This window comes from Agrobacterium pusense (assembly GCF_900102105.1).
Classification (GTDB): Bacteria; Pseudomonadota; Alphaproteobacteria; order Rhizobiales; family Rhizobiaceae; genus Agrobacterium; species Agrobacterium pusense.
This window is the reverse complement of record NZ_FNBB01000002.1, coordinates 370,289-386,003: the sequence shown is the minus strand read 5'-3', so window position 1 is coordinate 386,003 and position 15,715 is coordinate 370,289. Positions and strand designations below refer to the sequence as shown.

The following is a 15,715-nucleotide window of genomic DNA, read 5'->3' as shown; positions in this document are numbered from 1 at the left end:
AAATACGGATTAACCGCATAATGCGGCGAAAGTATCCCGAACCGCAAAGACCGCTCGGGAAACCGGCAGGCGCCCTCTCAGGCGCCCGCCTCTATCGTGTTTATTCCGCCGCGTCAGGCAGCTGGTCTTCGGGCTGGTTCTCGATCTTCGAGTTTTCCAGCTCGACGGACAGGCCGAGCGACCGCATTTCCTTGACGAGAACGTTGAAGCTCTCGGGGATACCGGCTTCGAAGGTGTCGTCGCCACGGACGATTGCTTCGTAAACCTTCGTGCGGCCAGCCACGTCGTCCGACTTGACGGTGAGCATTTCCTGCAGCGTGTAAGCCGCGCCGTATGCTTCCAGAGCCCAGACTTCCATTTCCCCGAAGCGCTGACCGCCGAACTGCGCCTTGCCGCCCAGCGGCTGCTGGGTAACGAGCGAGTAAGGACCGATCGAACGAGCGTGGATCTTGTCGTCGACAAGGTGGTTCAGCTTGATCATGTACATGTAGCCGACGGTGACCTTGCGGTCGAACGGCTCACCGGTACGGCCGTCGTAAAGAACGGACTGACCGGATTCATGCAGACCTGCCTTCTTCAGCATCGCGGCAACGTCAGGCTCATGCGCACCGTCGAAAACCGGAGTCGCGATGGAAACACCGCGCTTGGCTTCTTCGGCGAGCTTGACGAGCGAGTCGTCATCAAAACGCTGAACCTCGTCATTGGCTTCAGACGCATAGATTTCCGTCAGTTCGCTGCGAAGCTCGCTGATGTCCATCGTCTTGCGATACTCTTCGAGCATCTCACCGATCTTCTTGCCCATGCCTGCGCATGCCCATGCGAGGTGGGTTTCGAGGATCTGGCCGACGTTCATGCGCGAAGGCACGCCGAGCGGATTCAAGCAGATGTCGACATGCGTGCCGTCTTCGAGGAACGGCATGTCCTCGACGGGAACGATACGCGAGACGACGCCCTTATTACCGTGACGGCCGGCCATCTTGTCGCCCGGCTGGATCTTGCGCTTAACGGCAACGAAGACCTTGACCATCTTCATGACGCCCGGAGGCATTTCATCGCCGCGCTGGACCTTTTCGACCTTGTCCATGAAGCGCTGCTCAAGGCGCGACTTGGATTCGTCGTACTGGCCGCGAAGTGCTTCGATCTCAGCCTGGGCCTTTTCGTCCTCGACGGCGAACATCCACCACTGCGAGCGGGGATATTCGGAGACGACGGCGTTGGAGAGCTCGACGCCCTTCTTGAAGCCCTTCGGACCGGCAATCGAAACCTGGCCACGCAGCATGTCGATCAGACGGCCGTAGACGTTACGGTCGAGGATCGCCTGCTCGTCGTCACGGTCCTTCGCCAGACGCTCGATCTCTTCGCGCTCGATAGCCATCGCGCGCTCGTCCTTCTCCACACCGTGACGGTTGAAGACGCGGACTTCCACGACCGTACCGAACGTGCCCGGAGGCATGCGCATGGAGGTGTCGCGAACGTCGGAAGCCTTTTCACCGAAGATGGCGCGCAGAAGCTTTTCTTCCGGCGTCATCGGGCTTTCGCCCTTCGGCGTGATCTTGCCGACGAGGATGTCGCCCGGCTGAACTTCCGCACCGATGTAGACGATACCGGCTTCGTCGAGGTTCTTCAGCGCTTCTTCCGAAACGTTCGGAATATCGCGCGTGATTTCTTCCGGACCGAGCTTCGTGTCACGCGCCATCACTTCGAATTCTTCGATGTGGATGGAGGTGAACACGTCGTCGGAAACGATACGCTCCGACATCAGGATCGAGTCTTCGTAGTTGTAGCCATTCCAGGGCATGAACGCGACGAGCGCGTTACGGCCGAGGGCCAGGTCACCGAGGTCGGTCGACGGACCATCCGCGATGATGTCACCCTTGGAGATGATATCACCGACGGACACCAGCGGACGCTGGTTGACGCAGGTGTTCTGGTTCGAACGCTGGAACTTCTGCAGACGGTAGATGTCAACGCCGGACTTGCCTGCATCGAGATCTTCCGTGGCGCGGATAACGATACGCGTCGCGTCGACCTGGTCGACGACACCGCCGCGGCGAGCCGCGATGGCAGCGCCGGAGTCACGCGCAACGATCGGTTCCATGCCGGTGCCCACGAAAGGCGCCTCTGCGCGCAGAAGCGGAACGGCCTGACACTGCATGTTCGAGCCCATGAGAGCGCGGTTGGCGTCGTCGTTTTCCAGGAACGGAATGAGAGCCGCTGCGACCGAAACGAGCTGCTTCGGCGAAACGTCCATCAGGTTGATGTTGTCACGCGGTGCGAGCATAACTTCGCCCGAGTGACGGCAGACGACGAACTCTTCCGAGAAAGAACCGTCTTCATTGAGCGGCGCGTTGGCCTGCGCGACGTAATATTTCGCCTCTTCCATGGCGGAGAGGTAAATAACGTCGTTCGTGACCTTGCCGTCGGTGATCTTGCGGTACGGGCTCTCGATGAAGCCGTACTTGTTGACACGGGCAAAGGTTGCAAGCGAGTTGATCAGACCGATGTTCGGGCCTTCCGGCGTCTCGATCGGGCAAATACGGCCGTAGTGGGTCGGGTGAACGTCGCGGACTTCGAAGCCGGCGCGCTCGCGGGTCAGACCACCCGGTCCAAGAGCCGAAAGACGACGCTTGTGGGTGATTTCCGAAAGCGGGTTCACCTGGACCATGAACTGCGACAGCTGCGAGGAACCGAAGAATTCGCGAACGGCAGCAGCTGCCGGCTTCGCGTTGATCAGGTCCTGCGGCATCACGGTGTCGATTTCGATCGAGGACATACGTTCCTTGATCGCACGTTCCATGCGCAGAAGGCCCAGACGATACTGGTTTTCCATCAGCTCGCCGACAGAACGCACACGGCGGTTGCCGAGGTTGTCGATGTCGTCGATTTCGCCCTTGCCGTCGCGCAGTTCGACCAGCATCTTGACGACGGCGAGGATGTCTTCCTTGCGCAGCGTGCGCACGGTGTCTTCCGCGTCGAGGTCGAGGCGCATGTTCATCTTCACGCGACCAACCGCCGAAAGATCGTAACGCTCTGCATCGAAGAACAGCGAGTTGAACATCGCTTCCGCCGAATCCATGGTCGGCGGCTCACCCGGACGCATGACGCGGTAGATGTCGAACAGGGCTTCCTGGCGGTTCTCGTTCTTGTCGGCAGACAGTGTGTTGCGGATATAGGCGCCAACATTGACGTGGTCGATGTTGAGAACCGGAATCTCGTCAAAACCGGACTGCAGGATCAGACCGAGGGTCTTCTCGTCGATTTCGTCGCCGGCCTCGAGATAGATTTCACCCGTCTCGTAGTTGACGATGTCTTCGGCCAGGTAGTTGCCGTAAAGGTCTTCGTCGGTCGCCTTCAGCGCCTTGAGGCCCTTTTCGGAGAGCTGGCGGATAAGGCGCGGCGTGAGCTTCTTGCCGGCCTCGACGACCACTTCGCCGGTATCGGCGTCGATCATGTCGGTGACGACCTTGGCGTTCTTCAGCGCTTCGGGCTGGAACGGAATACGCCAGCCGTCGCCGTCGCGCTCATAGGAAGCCTTGGTGTAGAAGGTCGACAGAATGTCTTCGCCGTCCATGCCAAGCGCCATCAGCAGCGAGGTGACGGGGATTTTGCGGCGACGGTCGATACGCGCATAGACGATATCCTTGGCGTCGAACTCGATGTCGAGCCAGGAACCGCGATACGGAATGACACGGGCAGCAAAGAGCAGCTTGCCGGAAGAATGGCTCTTGCCCTTGTCGTGATCGAAGAACACGCCCGGCGAACGGTGCATCTGCGAAACGATGACGCGCTCGGTGCCGTTGACGATGAACGTGCCGTTATTGGTCATGAGCGGCATGTCGCCCATGTAGACGGACTGTTCCTTGATGTCCTTGATGGACTTCGCGCCCGTATCTTCATCGATATCGAACACGATGAGGCGCAGCGTCACCTTGAGCGGCGCTGCATAGGTCAGATCGCGCTGACGGCATTCCTCGACGTCGAACTTCGGCGCTTCGAATTCGTAGGATACGAATTCGAGCATGGAGGCGCCGGAAAAATCGGTGATCGGGAATACGGATTTGAAAACGGCATTCAATCCCTCGTCGGGACGGCCACCCTTGGGCTCGTCAACCATGAGAAACTGGTCGTACGAAGCCTTCTGAACCTCAATGAGGTTCGGCATTTCCGCTACTTCTGGAATTTTGCCGAAAAACTTGCGTACGCGCCTGCGACCGTTAAACGAAAGGGTCTGAGCCATCGTCGCTCCTTTAAAAATTGCATCCGGGCCTGCAACGGACGGGAACCGATGGCCAGTCGATCCCGTCAATCAATGGGTATCCTCAATCTCGTTCCACATCCCGGATCGATCAGGCCGGATTGCCTTGATGAGCCGGTTCGGAACCATTCTCTTGAAGAACCCATTACCCAAAAGCCATTTTCACGCGGCTTTTGGGTAATGAGTTTTAAAAACGATGACGACGGGAAGGGGCATTAAGCCCCTTCCCGCCAGCAATCGCAAGATTACTTAACGTCAACCTTGGCGCCTGCGTCTTCAAGCTTCTTCTTGAGATCAGCAGCTTCAGCCTTGGAAACGGCTTCCTTGACCGGCTTCGGAGCGCCTTCAACGAGGTCCTTGGCTTCCTTGAGGCCGAGGCCGGTGATGCCGCGAACTTCCTTGATGACGTTGATCTTGTTGGCGCCAGCGTCAACCAGGATAACGTCGAACTCGGTCTTTTCTTCTTCCGGAGCAGCAGCAGCAGCAGCGCCGCCAGCAGCAGCAACGGCTACCGGAGCAGCAGCGGAAACGCCCCACTTTTCTTCGAGAAGCTTGGACAGTTCTGCAGCTTCCAGAACGGTCAGCGAGGAGAGGTCTTCTACGATCTTTGCGAGATCAGCCATTTTGATAGTTCCTTTTGTTCAGTTCGAACCAGTTTGAATATTTACAGCGAAAAACCGCCTTAAGCGGCTTCGTCCTTCTTGGCGTAAGCCGAGAACACCCGAGCCAGCTGGCTTGCAGGTGCGGCGACAACCGTAGCGACGCGAGTTGCCGGGGCATTGAGAAGGCCCAGCAGCTTTGCGCGCAGCTCGTCCAGCGAAGGCAGGGTCGCGAGCGACTTGACTGCTTCGGCGTTGAGCGTGGTTGCGCCCATGGCACCGCCCAAAACAACGACCTTGTCGTTGGTCTTGGCGAAATCCATGACGACTTTCGGAGCGATCATCGGGTCAGTGCTGTATGCAATCAGCGTCTGTCCCTTGAAGAGATTGGTCATCCCTTCCGACTCCGTACCCTGAAGAGCGATCTTGGCCAGGCGGTTCTTCGCGACCTTGACGGTGCCTCCGGCAGCGCGCATCTTCGAACGGAAGTCGTTCATCTGCGCAACGGTGACACCAGCATAGTGGGCCACGACAACCGAACCGGAAGCCTTGAAGACTTCGTTCAGCTCCGTGACGAATTCGCGTTTTTCCGCTCTTTCCACTGTCTGTCTCCAGTAGACGGGGCCACATGATTGTGAACCCGTCGGGTTTGCCTTTGCCCCAAGGGACCTTTTTACAAAGATCCCGAGCGACGCTCGAGGATCCTGTCCCCCGCTCTGTCGCCGCAAACGGCTTCAGGCACAGGCACACCAGGTTCGAACCGGACAGTCAGGCATCGACAGATGCCTCAAATCCAGCCTCACCCGTCTCATGCAGGCTAAATGATTAAGGCCGGGCCCCGAAGGACATGGCCACCCGCAATCTCGGACAGGAGTTCCGGGTTTCCCCGGAAATCTCCGGCTCCTGGGAGCCGGAAATTCTTTTATTCACACTTCACTCGGGAAGCGCGAGAATTGATTAAGCCGTAACCGACGAAGGGTCGATCTTGACGCCCGGACCCATGGTCGAGGAGATGGCGACGCGCTTGACATAGTTGCCCTTGGCGCCAGCCGGCTTTGCCTTGATGACCGCATCGGCGAAAGCCTTGATGTTTTCTTCAAGAGCCTTGGCGTCGAACGAAGCCTTGCCAACGCCAGCGTGTACGATACCGGCCTTTTCGACGCGGAACTCGACAGCACCACCCTTGGATGCCTTGACAGCACCGGCAACGTCCATGGTCACGGTTCCGACCTTCGGGTTCGGCATCATGCCACGCGGGCCGAGTACCTTGCCGAGACGGCCGACGAGCGGCATCATGTCCGGGGTCGCGATGCAGCGATCGAAGTCGATCTTGCCGCCCTGAACGATTTCAACCAGTTCTTCCGCACCAACAACGTCAGCGCCGGCAGCCGTGGCTTCATCAGCCTTGGCGCCACGGGCGAAGACGGCGACGCGAACGTCACGGCCGGTGCCGTTCGGCAGGTTGACAACGCCACGAACCATCTGGTCCGCATGGCGCGGGTCAACGCCGAGGTTCATCGAAACTTCAACGGTTTCGTCGAACTTGGCGACTGCACGTTCCTTGACCATCGAAATGGCGTCGGTGAGAACGTAGAGCTTGTTCGGATCCACGCCTTCGCGGATCTTCTGAATGCGCTTTGCTACCTTGGCCATGATCAACCTACCACTTCCAGGCCCATGGCGCGGGCAGAGCCCTCAACCATTGCCATTGCGCCTTCGATGTCGGCTGCGTTCAGATCCTTCATCTTGGCTTCTGCGATCGACTTGACCTGAGCCTTGGTGATGGAGCCGACCTTGGCGCCCTTGCCAGGCGTCTTGGAACCGGAGGTGATCTTTGCTTCCTTCTTCAGCCAGTACGTCATCGGCGGCTGCTTCATGACGAAGGTGAAGGACTTGTCCTGGTAATAGGTGATGACGACCGGGATCGGCATACCCTTTTCCATTTCCTGCGTGGCGGCATTGAACGCCTTGCAGAATTCCATGATGTTAATGCCACGCTGACCAAGTGCCGGACCGATCGGCGGGGACGGATTGGCCGACCCAGCCTTTACCTGCAACTTGAGCTGGCCTGCAACTTTCTTAGCCATATCTCTCTGCCTTTCAATTCAAACCGGTTGCCCGGCTTCTCTTAAGCCGGATTTCTCCGGCGGCTGCGGTTGCGTGGTGCGGCGCCCTGCCCCGGCTTAGAGAGCCAGTTAGCCTTCCACGCGCTTGGGGCATCGCCCCGCCAATCAGACCTTCTCGACCTGATTGTATTCCAGCTCGACCGGCGTTGCGCGGCCGAAAATCGAAACTTCCACCTTCAGGCGCGAACGCTCTTCGTCCACGTCCTGAACCACGCCGTTGAATGACGCGAAAGGACCGTCGGAGACGCGAACCTGCTCGCCGATCTCGAACGAAACCGAAGACTTCGGACGCTCGACACCTTCCTGAACCTGACCAAGGATACGCTCGGCTTCATAATCCGGAATCGGAACAGGCTTGCTGTCCGAACCGAGGAAACCGGTGACCTTCGGCGTGTTCTTGATGAGGTGATAAGCCTCATCCGTCAGGTTGGCGCGCACCAGCACGTAACCCGGAAAGAACTTGCGCTCGCTATCGACCTTGCGGCCGCGGCGCACCTCGACCACCTTTTCGGTCGGCACGAGGATTTTCTCGAAAAGATGGTCCAGACCCTTCTGACGGGCCTTTTCCTCGATCGACTCGGCGACCTTCTTTTCGAAATTCGAATATGCGTGAACGATATACCAGCGCGCTGCCATCTTTACTCTCCGTTCAATCCGTTACCGGCCGACGTTCAGCACAAGGCTGAGAATCCAGCCAATGAGCTGGTCAGCAGCAAAAAAGAACAGAGCCGCGAAAATGACCATCACCAGCACCATAGCCGTCGAAATCATGGTCTCGCGGCGCGACGGCCAAGTGATCTTTGACGCTTCGGCGCGAACCTGCTGCAGAAACGTAAACGGATTGGTTTTGGATGCCATTGACTGCCCACGCAATTACGGCGCGTAAAGCCGAACTAATCAGCCCCACGCACCGCGTGTCTGTTTTGACCCTACATAAACACCGATTCCACTTTTAACAAGAGGAAATCGACATTCGGCGAAATTCGCCGGTAAACCGGCCCCATCTGCCATGCAGCGAAAACCGCGCTTGCGAATGGAAAGTGGCAGGGGCAGAGGGGCTCGAACCCCCGACCTGCGGTTTTGGAGACCGCCGCTCTACCAACTGAGCTATACCCCTTAATCACCTGAACCGGCCGCGAAATCGCTTGGCCAATTCGGTATGCGCTCCTTTAAGGTGCAGGGAAAAGAATGGCAAGTGTGTTTTTTGTTTTTTCCACTCTGCCCCCGAAAATCATGCACCCGTCAGGTTTTGACGTATTTCCGCCAGTCATGCTCTTCCTTGAAACCAAGGATCTCGCGAATCTTGCGGTTGGAGATCAATCCCTCATGCTCTCCGATCTCTCGGCGGAATTGCACCTGAGGGAAATATGTCCGGGCAAGCTCGCGCGTGGGGACCGTTGCCGTAGCTGTATCATTAACGGCATTGAAGACCTGATAACCGAGGCCATCCTTTTCGATGCAAAGATGGCAGATCTGGCCGAGATCACGTGCGTCGATGTAGCCCCAGGCGTTGCGTTTGCGTGTTTCCGGATGGGCAAAGAAATCGGGAAACTTCTCATACTCATCGGGTTCGATGACATTGCCGATTCGCAGCGCGTAAATGTCATATCCGCTTCGCTCGGCAAAGGCCCGCGCGGTTCTTTCATTCACCACCTTCGACAGTCCGTAGGAATCCATCGGATCGACATCGTAGTCCTCTTCAAGCGGGAAGTGGTGAAAATCCTTCTCGCCCTCGGCGAAACAGACCCCGTATGTGGTCTCGCTCGATGCTATCACTACCTTTCGGATGCCATGCTTTATCGCGGCCTCGATGACATTATAGGTTCCCATGGTGTTGATACGGAACGTCTCGTTGTCCGGCTTGATCAAAATGCGTGGAACCGCAGCAAAATGGATCACCGCATCAAAGGGCGGAACACCCTTCCCGCTTTCGAGCTCCGCGAAGTTCCGATGCATGGAAAGGGCATTAAAAACCTGCCCGCTGTCCGTGATATCGACGATGAGATTGGTCACGCCCGGCCTGTCGAGCGGAACGAGATCGATGTTGTGGACCTCATATCCCTTGCCGATGAGCCACGGGATCACATGCCGTCCGGCCTTGCCGGAACCACCGGTAAACAGAATGCGCTTCTGCATGATACTCCTCATCATCTCCCCAGCAATGAAGTAGCAGCCGGGACCGAGGAACGAAAGCTCCCATCCTCCAGGCGCGAGACACAAAACAAAAAACCCCGCTGTCTCCAGCGGGGTTTTCGTCAAGCCTTTTCAGGCCTTAAGATTACTCGACGATCGAGGCAACGATGCCGGCGCCGACGGTCCGGCCGCCTTCGCGGATAGCGAAGCGCAGCTTTTCTTCCATCGCGATCGGAACGATCAGCTCGACGTCAACCGTGACGTTGTCGCCAGGCATAACCATTTCCGTGCCTTCCGGAAGCGTAACGATGCCCGTAACGTCCGTCGTGCGGAAGTAGAACTGCGGACGGTAGTTCGTGAAGAACGGCGTATGACGGCCGCCTTCTTCCTTCGTCAGGATGTAGGCTTCTGCCTTGAACTTCTTGTGCGGCTTTACCGAACCCGGCTTGCACAGGATCTGACCACGCTCGACGCCGTCACGGTTAACACCGCGAACAAGTGCACCGATGTTGTCGCCAGCCTGGCCCTGGTCGAGCAGCTTGCGGAACATTTCAACGCCGGTAACAGTCGTCTTCGAGGTCGGACGGATGCCGACGATTTCGACTTCTTCACCAACCTTGACGATACCGCGCTCAACGCGACCCGTCACAACCGTACCACGGCCCGAGATCGAGAACACGTCTTCGATCGGCATCAGGAACGGCTGGTCGATCGGACGCTCAGGCGTCGGAATGTAGGCGTCAACCGCAGCCATCAGCTCGCGGATCGCGTCTTCACCGATCTTCTTGTCGGAATCTTCAAGAGCAGCAAGCGCCGAACCCTTGATGATCGGAATATCGTCGCCCGGGAAGTCGTAGGACGACAGAAGTTCGCGAACTTCAAGCTCGACGAGCTCGAGAAGCTCGGCGTCGTCAACCTGGTCGACCTTGTTGAGGAACACGACGATGGCCGGAACGCCAACCTGACGGGCAAGCAGGATGTGCTCGCGCGTCTGCGGCATCGGGCCGTCAGCGGCGGAGCAAACCAGGATCGCGCCGTCCATCTGGGCAGCACCGGTGATCATGTTCTTCACGTAGTCGGCGTGGCCGGGGCAGTCAACGTGAGCGTAGTGACGGTTGGCCGTCTCGTACTCAACGTGTGCCGTCGAGATCGTGATACCACGAGCCTTCTCTTCAGGAGCCGCGTCGATCTGGTCATACGCCTTGAACTCGCCGAAGAACTTCGTGATTGCTGCCGTCAGCGACGTCTTGCCATGGTCAACGTGACCGATCGTGCCAATGTTGACGTGCGGCTTCGTCCGCTCAAACTTGCTCTTTGCCATGTGAATTGCTTCCTGTGAACGTGAAGTAGTTTCCCCGGCGAACCGGTTTGGTGTCGCCGTTTAAGGCTTTGTAAGCGAATGCGCAAGACTTAATTGTGAAAGCGCCTTCGCGCGCGCTCTAAGCGTGCCTTGTGGGGCGTATATGGTGTATGTTTTGCGACATTCAAACCCGCGCCGTGGCATCACACAGAGATACAGACGAGCCGCCTTTTCAGTCGCAGCCGATCACTAATTAAGATATTTCCATCACAACTTCTTTACCTGGGGCGGCCCAATGGCTTAAGGACACTTCATCGCCGGGGGGAGACGGGCGAGCAGAAACGGGCGCTGCGGCGCTGCCATGCATGTCTCGACCGCCGCTTTTCCCCGCGCCGCCTCTCTATCCGTTTCAGGACCAGCCAATGGAAATCTTCACAGCCGCCGGTTTCACGGCATTCTTACAGGTCATTGCGATCGATCTCGTTCTGGCAGGCGACAACGCCATCGTCATCGGCCTTGCCGCAGCCGGTCTTCCCGCGCATCTCCGCCGCAAGGCGATCCTTGTCGGCATCATCGCCGCCACGGTTCTCCGTATCGGGTTTGCCGCCGTCACCGTACAGCTTCTTGCCATCGTCGGCCTGCAACTCTTTGGCGGCCTGCTGCTCGCCTGGGTCTGCTGGAAGATGTGGAGCGAACTGCGCGAAGCTTCGGGATCCATCGAGGACGAGGTGACGGATGAAGAGGCCGACCTGACCAAGGGCCACAAGACGTTCTTCCAGGCAGCGACCCAGATCGTCATCGCCGACGTCTCCATGTCGCTGGACAATGTGCTCGCCGTCGCCGGCGCCGCGCAGGAACATGTGACTGTTCTGGTCATCGGGCTCATCGTCTCGATCGCGCTGATGGGACTTGCAGCCAACTTCGTCGCCAAGCTTTTGCACCGCTACCGCTGGATTTCCTATCTCGGCCTGATGGTCATCATCTACGTGGCGCTCAACATGCTGTATCACGGCACGCTCGAAGTCCTGCCCTACATTCAGGCCTATCTCGGCTGAGCCACCTGCAGAAACACACTTTCAAAAGGCCCGGAAGCCTCGCTTTCCGGGCCTTTTGCATGACGGGGCCAGCTCACCGACCACCCGGCCTTTGCGTTGGTGGAGCGAGCGGGGAATCAGCTGTCGCCTTCGCTGCAACATCCGGAGAAGATTGGGAAATCGTGATTTGTCGCCGGTGGATTCTGGCAATTGAGGTCAGCCACGGGCAAGCCTAGGGAGCTACTTATAAGTCATAATAATAAAAAGAAAGGTAGAGCTCCCAATGGCTTATGACTGGAGCGGCGGACGTACCCGTCGTCTTCGCCGAATGAAGCTTGGCGTCGTCGCCAGTTCTCTCATTCTGCTGGCGCTTGTAGCGTCGCTTGTTCTTGGCTGAGCACGCAGCCTGACACTGACCGGCGGCATGGCACGGTTTTCAAAACCGCCCTGCCGCCGCTCCATGAATATCATGGCGATCAGGTTTTTTTCTCTTCCACACAATGAACCGGCTGTTTCATGTCCGGATCCGCCATCACATCGTAGAGATCGGCTTCGTCTCCTTTGGACCACCAGACACGAGCGCCGCCCTGGTATTTTGCTCCGGAGCCTGAAACGACATTGGCGGCGACGATAACGCCGTCCTTCAAGCCCAGCCGAACAAGACTGATGTCGCCGGCATTGTAATAAACCGCCTCCACCGTCTCGGCGCCGCACCGATAGACGGCATCGGTTTTTTCAACCGTTGTATCCCCGGGAAGCGGAATCACCAGATCCTCGGCAAGCGCGCTGGAGGCAGCCGGCAGGGACAGAGCGGCAAGATAGAGTGCTGCAACGGATTTCTTCATGATGGGCCTTCCTGGTTTGACCCCGTCATAAGGTCACGCCAGCAAAGCCAAATTGCGGCAGCTCCAGGAACCGCCGCCATATCCCCGATTCATTGCCGCTGGACGCGTGCATCATTGCAATCCACCCCAAGCGGGGCTGGCTATCGAAACAGCCAGTAAACAATGCCGAGAATCACAGCCCACATCGCCAAGGATATGGCCAGAACTACGAGATAATTTCGAAACCGTCTGGTCATCCGCCCCCATCGCCGGACGGCCGTTGCTCGACAGCCGTAACCGTTGAATTGCTGGATGCGGATAAACCGCAGGGATCAGCCTGTCTACCAAGAGGCTGAATCACAGGCTATTCGGATATTTTACCCGCCCGAAATGGGGTCGATGGACGGAGCAGGACGCACAGATCCGCCAGCGCGCGGGTCTTCGCCACCAGCGCTACACGCTTCATGCGATATCGGCTTGGGAGAGGGCGGCGGAAACCGACCGCCGCCCCTGCCCGCCTCAGCTCTTCAGCGCCGTGTTGCACAGGCTCCAGTAGCCGCCGCCCTTCTGGATCCATTTCAGGTCACCGAGCGTACCGTCATTCTTGTTCTTGTGATAGGAGTCGACACAGGTTTTCAGGCGGGCCTTTGCCGGCGTCTCGCTTGAATATTTCTTGTCAACAGCGCTCGGGAAAGCGACGCCCTTCGGAGCCTTGATCGTCGCTTTCTCGGGTTCCTTCTCGGTTGTGGCCGCGACCTGCTTGTCGTCGGCCGCATCTTCAGCCGCCGCCTCGCTGCCGCAGAACTTGGCGCGATAATCGTTCCACTTGACGTCCTTGGCGGACCCGTCAGCTTTCGCCGCCTGATATTTTACGCTGCACTCCTTCATGGTGAGTGCGGCAGCGGGGGAGACAAACGCCGCCGATGCCAGCAGCGCAAAGGATGAGAGAATGACAACCCTGTTCAACATTGAAGACTCCCGTTTGCATGATTGCCGGTCGACTATCTGACCGGATTTTCCGCTTGTCAACGAGCAGTGCGGCATGGATACAAAGTCCGGTTGAGCGAGCATAAATCCATCCTGCCGCGCCTCGGATTCCCCCATGAGGCCCGATCCGAACCCACGCTCTCCGATCAAGCCGAAGAATCACGTCTTCGTGTGGCGTCAAGCCTCCATCGGAACGAAATTCCTAAATTTTCGTTAGCATCCCGAACGAATAATGAGGATTTATCGATGTTGAGGATGCCGAAGACCATCTCCGCGCTCGCTCTTGGCGTCGCATTATCTGCCGCTTTTGTTATGCCCGCTGAGGCGTTGAGCCTCATACAGCCAGCCTATGAAACGCAGGCACAAAATTCGGGCCAGCGCGGTTATCCCGCATCCGCCTTTGCCGCGGGAACCGGGGAAGAAGCCACGCCTGACGGATACGCCCTGTCGCAGGCCGAAATAAATCACGTAAAATGGTGCGCGGCGCGTTACGCCTCCTATCATCCTACTGACAACAGCTACCTGGCGCCCGCAGGCACAAGAAGCCAGTGCCGTTCGCCTTACTGAGCGTGACTGGGGGCGCGGCATTCATGGCGTATAGGATAAATTAGAGCCCATCACCGCATCGGCTGAATGCTCACGGCACAAATACCCGAGGACGCGAAACACGTCGCGCAGCGATAAGGTGATTTACTGGTAGGAAGCTGGAGCGGGTAGCGGGAATCGAACCCGCGTATTCAGCTTGGAAGGCTGCTGCTCTACCATTGAGCTATACCCGCGGTGGCGATTTCGATCCGTGCAGAATGGTGGAGGGAGTTGGATTTGAACCAACGTAGGCGTAGCCAACGGATTTACAGTCCGTCCCCTTTAACCACTCGGGCATCCCTCCAGTTATCTGCGAGGATCAAGCGACCAAGCTCTTCAGATTTCGCTGCGGCGAAGCGCCGTTGCGTCGTCTGTGGCGCGTATATGACGGCCTCGTTCGTTTCTGTCAACACGCCCTTTCACGAATTTTCGGGAAAAAATTCAATCCCCTTTGCAGCCCTGTGGATTATCACGGGGGCTGGTGCGCGGCACGCGCCGGAGATATAAGGCGCCATGAGCAAAGACGATCCCAACAACAAATCCACCCGCGACACACATTACGCCAACCTGCGTCGTGCCGTGCGCGACGCGAAGCGCGAGCGCGGTGAAATTCCGACCCCGCAGCAGTCGAAGCGCCGGAACCGCGGCGCCGACGATTGGAAGCCGCCGCAACTTGCGCCCGACCAGGTGCACCTTTACGGCCTGCATACCGTACGCGCAGCCCTTGCCAATCCGGAGCGGCAGATCGTCAAGCTTTCGGTTACCCAGAATGCCTTTGCACGTCTCGATATCGGCGAGGCGGAGGCGCAGCCCTTCCCGGTCGAGATAGTATCCCCGCAGGATATCGACAGGGTTTTGGGGCCTGAGGCGATCCATCAGGGCGTGATGCTGGAGACCCGGCCGCTGCCGGTCAAGCGGCTGGGCGCGCTGAAGGATAGCCCACTCATTCTCGTGCTCGATCAGGTCACCGATCCGCATAATGTTGGCGCCATCATGCGCTCGGCAGTCGCCTTCAATGCGGGCGCCGTCATCACCACGATGCGCCATAGCCCGACCGAATCGGGTGTGCTGGCGAAATCCGCCTCAGGCGCGCTGGAACTCATCCCCTATATCCAGATCACCAATCTCGCCGATGCGCTGGGTGAACTGCACAAGCTCGGCTTCTTCTCGGTCGGCCTCGATTCGGAGGGCCCCGCCCCGATTGAACGGACCTTCAGCGGCGAAAAAATCGCACTGGTGCTGGGCGCCGAAGGCAAGGGCCTGCGCCAGAAGACCCGCGAGACCGTCTCGGCGCTCGCCCGTCTCGATATGCCGGGAGCGATCAAATCGCTCAACGTGTCGAACGCGGCGGCCATCGCCCTTTACGCAACGCAGCAATTTCTGGGCAAAGCGTCGTCCTGACGCTTGCCATTCCTTGCGAAATCACAAAGCGCATCGCATGCTGCGCCTTTGTCATTCGCACGGAGCACATCTCAACATGACCGACCAGACCATCAAACCGACCGGCGAGCTGACGCTCAGAACGCTCGCCATGCCGGCCGACGCCAATCCGGCCGGCGATATTTTCGGGGGCTGGGTCATGTCACAGATGGACTTGGCGAGCGGCATTCGTGCGGCGGAACGCTCTCGCTGTCGCGTGGTCACGGCGGCAGTCAAGGAAATGGCCTTTGAACTGCCGGTGAAGATCGGCGACACGCTGTCCATCTATACCGATATTGCCCGCGTCGGCCGCACCTCCATCACGCTGACGGTAGAGGCCTGGGCGCAGCGGTCGCGTTACGACAAGCTGGAAAAGGTAACCGCCGGCACCTTCATCATGGTGGCGATGGACGAAAACGGGCAACCGACGCCCATTCCTCCGGCGGAGTAGGA

At 58.3% G+C, this 15,715-nt stretch carries 15 protein-coding genes and 3 tRNA genes; 4 read left to right on the top strand and 14 right to left on the bottom strand.

Annotated elements, in window-relative coordinates; all coding sequences use genetic code 11:
* Positions 1–100: 100 nt before the first annotated feature.
* The 10 genes from rpoB to tuf all read right to left on the bottom strand — a co-directional run bounded on the left by rpoB (position 101) and on the right by tuf (position 10,434).
* The gene (gene rpoB / locus BLU28_RS06460; protein WP_077987217.1) at positions 101–4,237 is read right to left on the bottom strand and encodes a DNA-directed RNA polymerase subunit beta; all 4,137 of its coding nucleotides are present in this window, start codon (positions 4,235–4,237) and stop codon (positions 101–103) included.
* A gap of 263 nt (positions 4,238–4,500) precedes the next feature.
* Entirely contained in the window at positions 4,501–4,878 is a 378-nt protein-coding gene (gene rplL / locus BLU28_RS06455; RefSeq protein WP_004442635.1) for a 50S ribosomal protein L7/L12, read from the bottom strand.
* 59 nt (positions 4,879–4,937) lie between these two features.
* Positions 4,938–5,456: a 50S ribosomal protein L10 gene (rplJ, locus tag BLU28_RS06450; RefSeq protein WP_004442637.1), complete on the bottom strand. Its 519-nt coding sequence runs from the start codon at positions 5,454–5,456 to the stop codon at positions 4,938–4,940.
* A 355-nt stretch (positions 5,457–5,811) separates the two neighbouring features.
* Positions 5,812–6,507, bottom strand: coding sequence for a 50S ribosomal protein L1 (gene rplA / locus BLU28_RS06445; protein ID WP_003507704.1), 696 nt, complete (start codon positions 6,505–6,507; stop codon positions 5,812–5,814).
* Between the two features lie 2 nt (positions 6,508–6,509).
* Complete coding sequence (gene rplK / locus BLU28_RS06440) at positions 6,510–6,941, bottom strand: 50S ribosomal protein L11 (RefSeq protein WP_004442641.1); 432 nt, start codon at positions 6,939–6,941, stop codon at positions 6,510–6,512.
* Positions 6,942–7,085: 144 nt separating this feature from the next.
* Positions 7,086–7,616 (bottom strand): transcription termination/antitermination protein NusG, encoded by a 531-nt coding sequence (gene nusG, locus BLU28_RS06435; protein WP_003523721.1) that lies wholly within the window; start codon positions 7,614–7,616, stop codon positions 7,086–7,088.
* Positions 7,617–7,637: 21 nt separating this feature from the next.
* Positions 7,638–7,838, bottom strand: coding sequence for a preprotein translocase subunit SecE (gene secE, locus BLU28_RS06430; RefSeq protein ID WP_004442643.1), 201 nt, complete (start codon positions 7,836–7,838; stop codon positions 7,638–7,640).
* 183 nt (positions 7,839–8,021) lie between these two features.
* Positions 8,022–8,097, bottom strand: a tRNA-Trp gene (locus BLU28_RS06425).
* Positions 8,098–8,222: 125 nt separating this feature from the next.
* Positions 8,223–9,116: an NAD-dependent epimerase/dehydratase family protein gene (locus BLU28_RS06420; RefSeq protein WP_077987218.1), complete on the bottom strand. Its 894-nt coding sequence runs from the start codon at positions 9,114–9,116 to the stop codon at positions 8,223–8,225.
* Positions 9,117–9,258: 142 nt separating this feature from the next.
* Positions 9,259–10,434 carry an elongation factor Tu gene (gene tuf / locus BLU28_RS06415; protein ID WP_004442617.1) on the bottom strand — a complete coding sequence of 392 codons (1,176 nt, stop codon included), beginning with the start codon at positions 10,432–10,434 and terminating at the stop codon, positions 9,259–9,261.
* 401 nt (positions 10,435–10,835) lie between these two features.
* Here tuf and BLU28_RS06410 point away from each other — a divergent pair, with 401 nt between their 5' ends.
* Positions 10,836–11,468 carry a TerC family protein gene (locus BLU28_RS06410; protein ID WP_004442646.1) on the top strand — a complete coding sequence of 211 codons (633 nt, stop codon included), beginning with the start codon at positions 10,836–10,838 and terminating at the stop codon, positions 11,466–11,468.
* A gap of 455 nt (positions 11,469–11,923) precedes the next feature.
* Here BLU28_RS06410 and BLU28_RS06400 read toward each other — a convergent pair whose 3' ends face one another.
* On the bottom strand, positions 11,924–12,292 hold the full coding sequence (locus BLU28_RS06400) for an MliC family protein (protein WP_004442650.1): 369 nt from the start codon (positions 12,290–12,292) through the stop codon (positions 11,924–11,926).
* Between the two features lie 498 nt (positions 12,293–12,790).
* Positions 12,791–13,240 (bottom strand): hypothetical protein, encoded by a 450-nt coding sequence (locus tag BLU28_RS06395; protein WP_077987469.1) that lies wholly within the window; start codon positions 13,238–13,240, stop codon positions 12,791–12,793.
* Positions 13,241–13,504: 264 nt separating this feature from the next.
* Here BLU28_RS06395 and BLU28_RS06390 point away from each other — a divergent pair, with 264 nt between their 5' ends.
* On the top strand, positions 13,505–13,825 hold the full coding sequence (locus BLU28_RS06390) for a BA14K family protein (protein ID WP_004442654.1): 321 nt from the start codon (positions 13,505–13,507) through the stop codon (positions 13,823–13,825).
* A 138-nt stretch (positions 13,826–13,963) separates the two neighbouring features.
* Here BLU28_RS06390 and BLU28_RS06385 read toward each other — a convergent pair.
* Positions 13,964–14,037: transfer RNA gene (locus BLU28_RS06385), tRNA-Gly, on the bottom strand.
* Positions 14,038–14,062: 25 nt separating this feature from the next.
* Positions 14,063–14,147, bottom strand: a tRNA-Tyr gene (locus tag BLU28_RS06380).
* A gap of 209 nt (positions 14,148–14,356) precedes the next feature.
* Here BLU28_RS06380 and BLU28_RS06375 point away from each other — a divergent pair.
* Both BLU28_RS06375 and BLU28_RS06370 read left to right on the top strand, forming a co-directional pair.
* Positions 14,357–15,244 (top strand): TrmH family RNA methyltransferase, encoded by an 888-nt coding sequence (locus tag BLU28_RS06375; RefSeq protein WP_006700352.1) that lies wholly within the window; start codon positions 14,357–14,359, stop codon positions 15,242–15,244.
* Between the two features lie 76 nt (positions 15,245–15,320).
* Complete coding sequence (locus tag BLU28_RS06370; protein ID WP_004442658.1) at positions 15,321–15,713, top strand: acyl-CoA thioesterase; 393 nt, start codon at positions 15,321–15,323, stop codon at positions 15,711–15,713.
* Positions 15,714–15,715 lie beyond the last annotated feature (2 nt).

What these genes read in the sequence shown, in the direction of transcription:
- BLU28_RS06420 (WP_077987218.1), bottom strand. Translation starts at nt 9,116, where the DNA reads ATGCAGAAGCGCATTCTGTTTACCGGTGGTTCCGGCAAGGCCGGACGG.
- BLU28_RS06390 (WP_004442654.1), top strand. Translation starts at nt 13,505, where the DNA reads ATGTTGAGGATGCCGAAGACCATCTCCGCGCTCGCTCTTGGCGTCGCA.
- BLU28_RS06395 (WP_077987469.1), bottom strand. Translation starts at nt 13,240, where the DNA reads ATGTTGAACAGGGTTGTCATTCTCTCATCCTTTGCGCTGCTGGCATCG.
- BLU28_RS06400 (WP_004442650.1), bottom strand. Translation starts at nt 12,292, where the DNA reads ATGAAGAAATCCGTTGCAGCACTCTATCTTGCCGCTCTGTCCCTGCCG.
- rplA (WP_003507704.1), bottom strand. Translation starts at nt 6,507, where the DNA reads ATGGCCAAGGTAGCAAAGCGCATTCAGAAGATCCGCGAAGGCGTGGAT.
- rplL (WP_004442635.1), bottom strand. Translation starts at nt 4,878, where the DNA reads ATGGCTGATCTCGCAAAGATCGTAGAAGACCTCTCCTCGCTGACCGTT.
- BLU28_RS06370 (WP_004442658.1), top strand. Translation starts at nt 15,321, where the DNA reads ATGACCGACCAGACCATCAAACCGACCGGCGAGCTGACGCTCAGAACG.
- BLU28_RS06410 (WP_004442646.1), top strand. Translation starts at nt 10,836, where the DNA reads ATGGAAATCTTCACAGCCGCCGGTTTCACGGCATTCTTACAGGTCATT.
- rplK (WP_004442641.1), bottom strand. Translation starts at nt 6,941, where the DNA reads ATGGCTAAGAAAGTTGCAGGCCAGCTCAAGTTGCAGGTAAAGGCTGGG.
- tuf (WP_004442617.1), bottom strand. Translation starts at nt 10,434, where the DNA reads ATGGCAAAGAGCAAGTTTGAGCGGACGAAGCCGCACGTCAACATTGGC.
- secE (WP_004442643.1), bottom strand. Translation starts at nt 7,838, where the DNA reads ATGGCATCCAAAACCAATCCGTTTACGTTTCTGCAGCAGGTTCGCGCC.
- nusG (WP_003523721.1), bottom strand. Translation starts at nt 7,616, where the DNA reads ATGGCAGCGCGCTGGTATATCGTTCACGCATATTCGAATTTCGAAAAG.
- BLU28_RS06375 (WP_006700352.1), top strand. Translation starts at nt 14,357, where the DNA reads ATGAGCAAAGACGATCCCAACAACAAATCCACCCGCGACACACATTAC.
- rpoB (WP_077987217.1), bottom strand. Translation starts at nt 4,237, where the DNA reads ATGGCTCAGACCCTTTCGTTTAACGGTCGCAGGCGCGTACGCAAGTTT.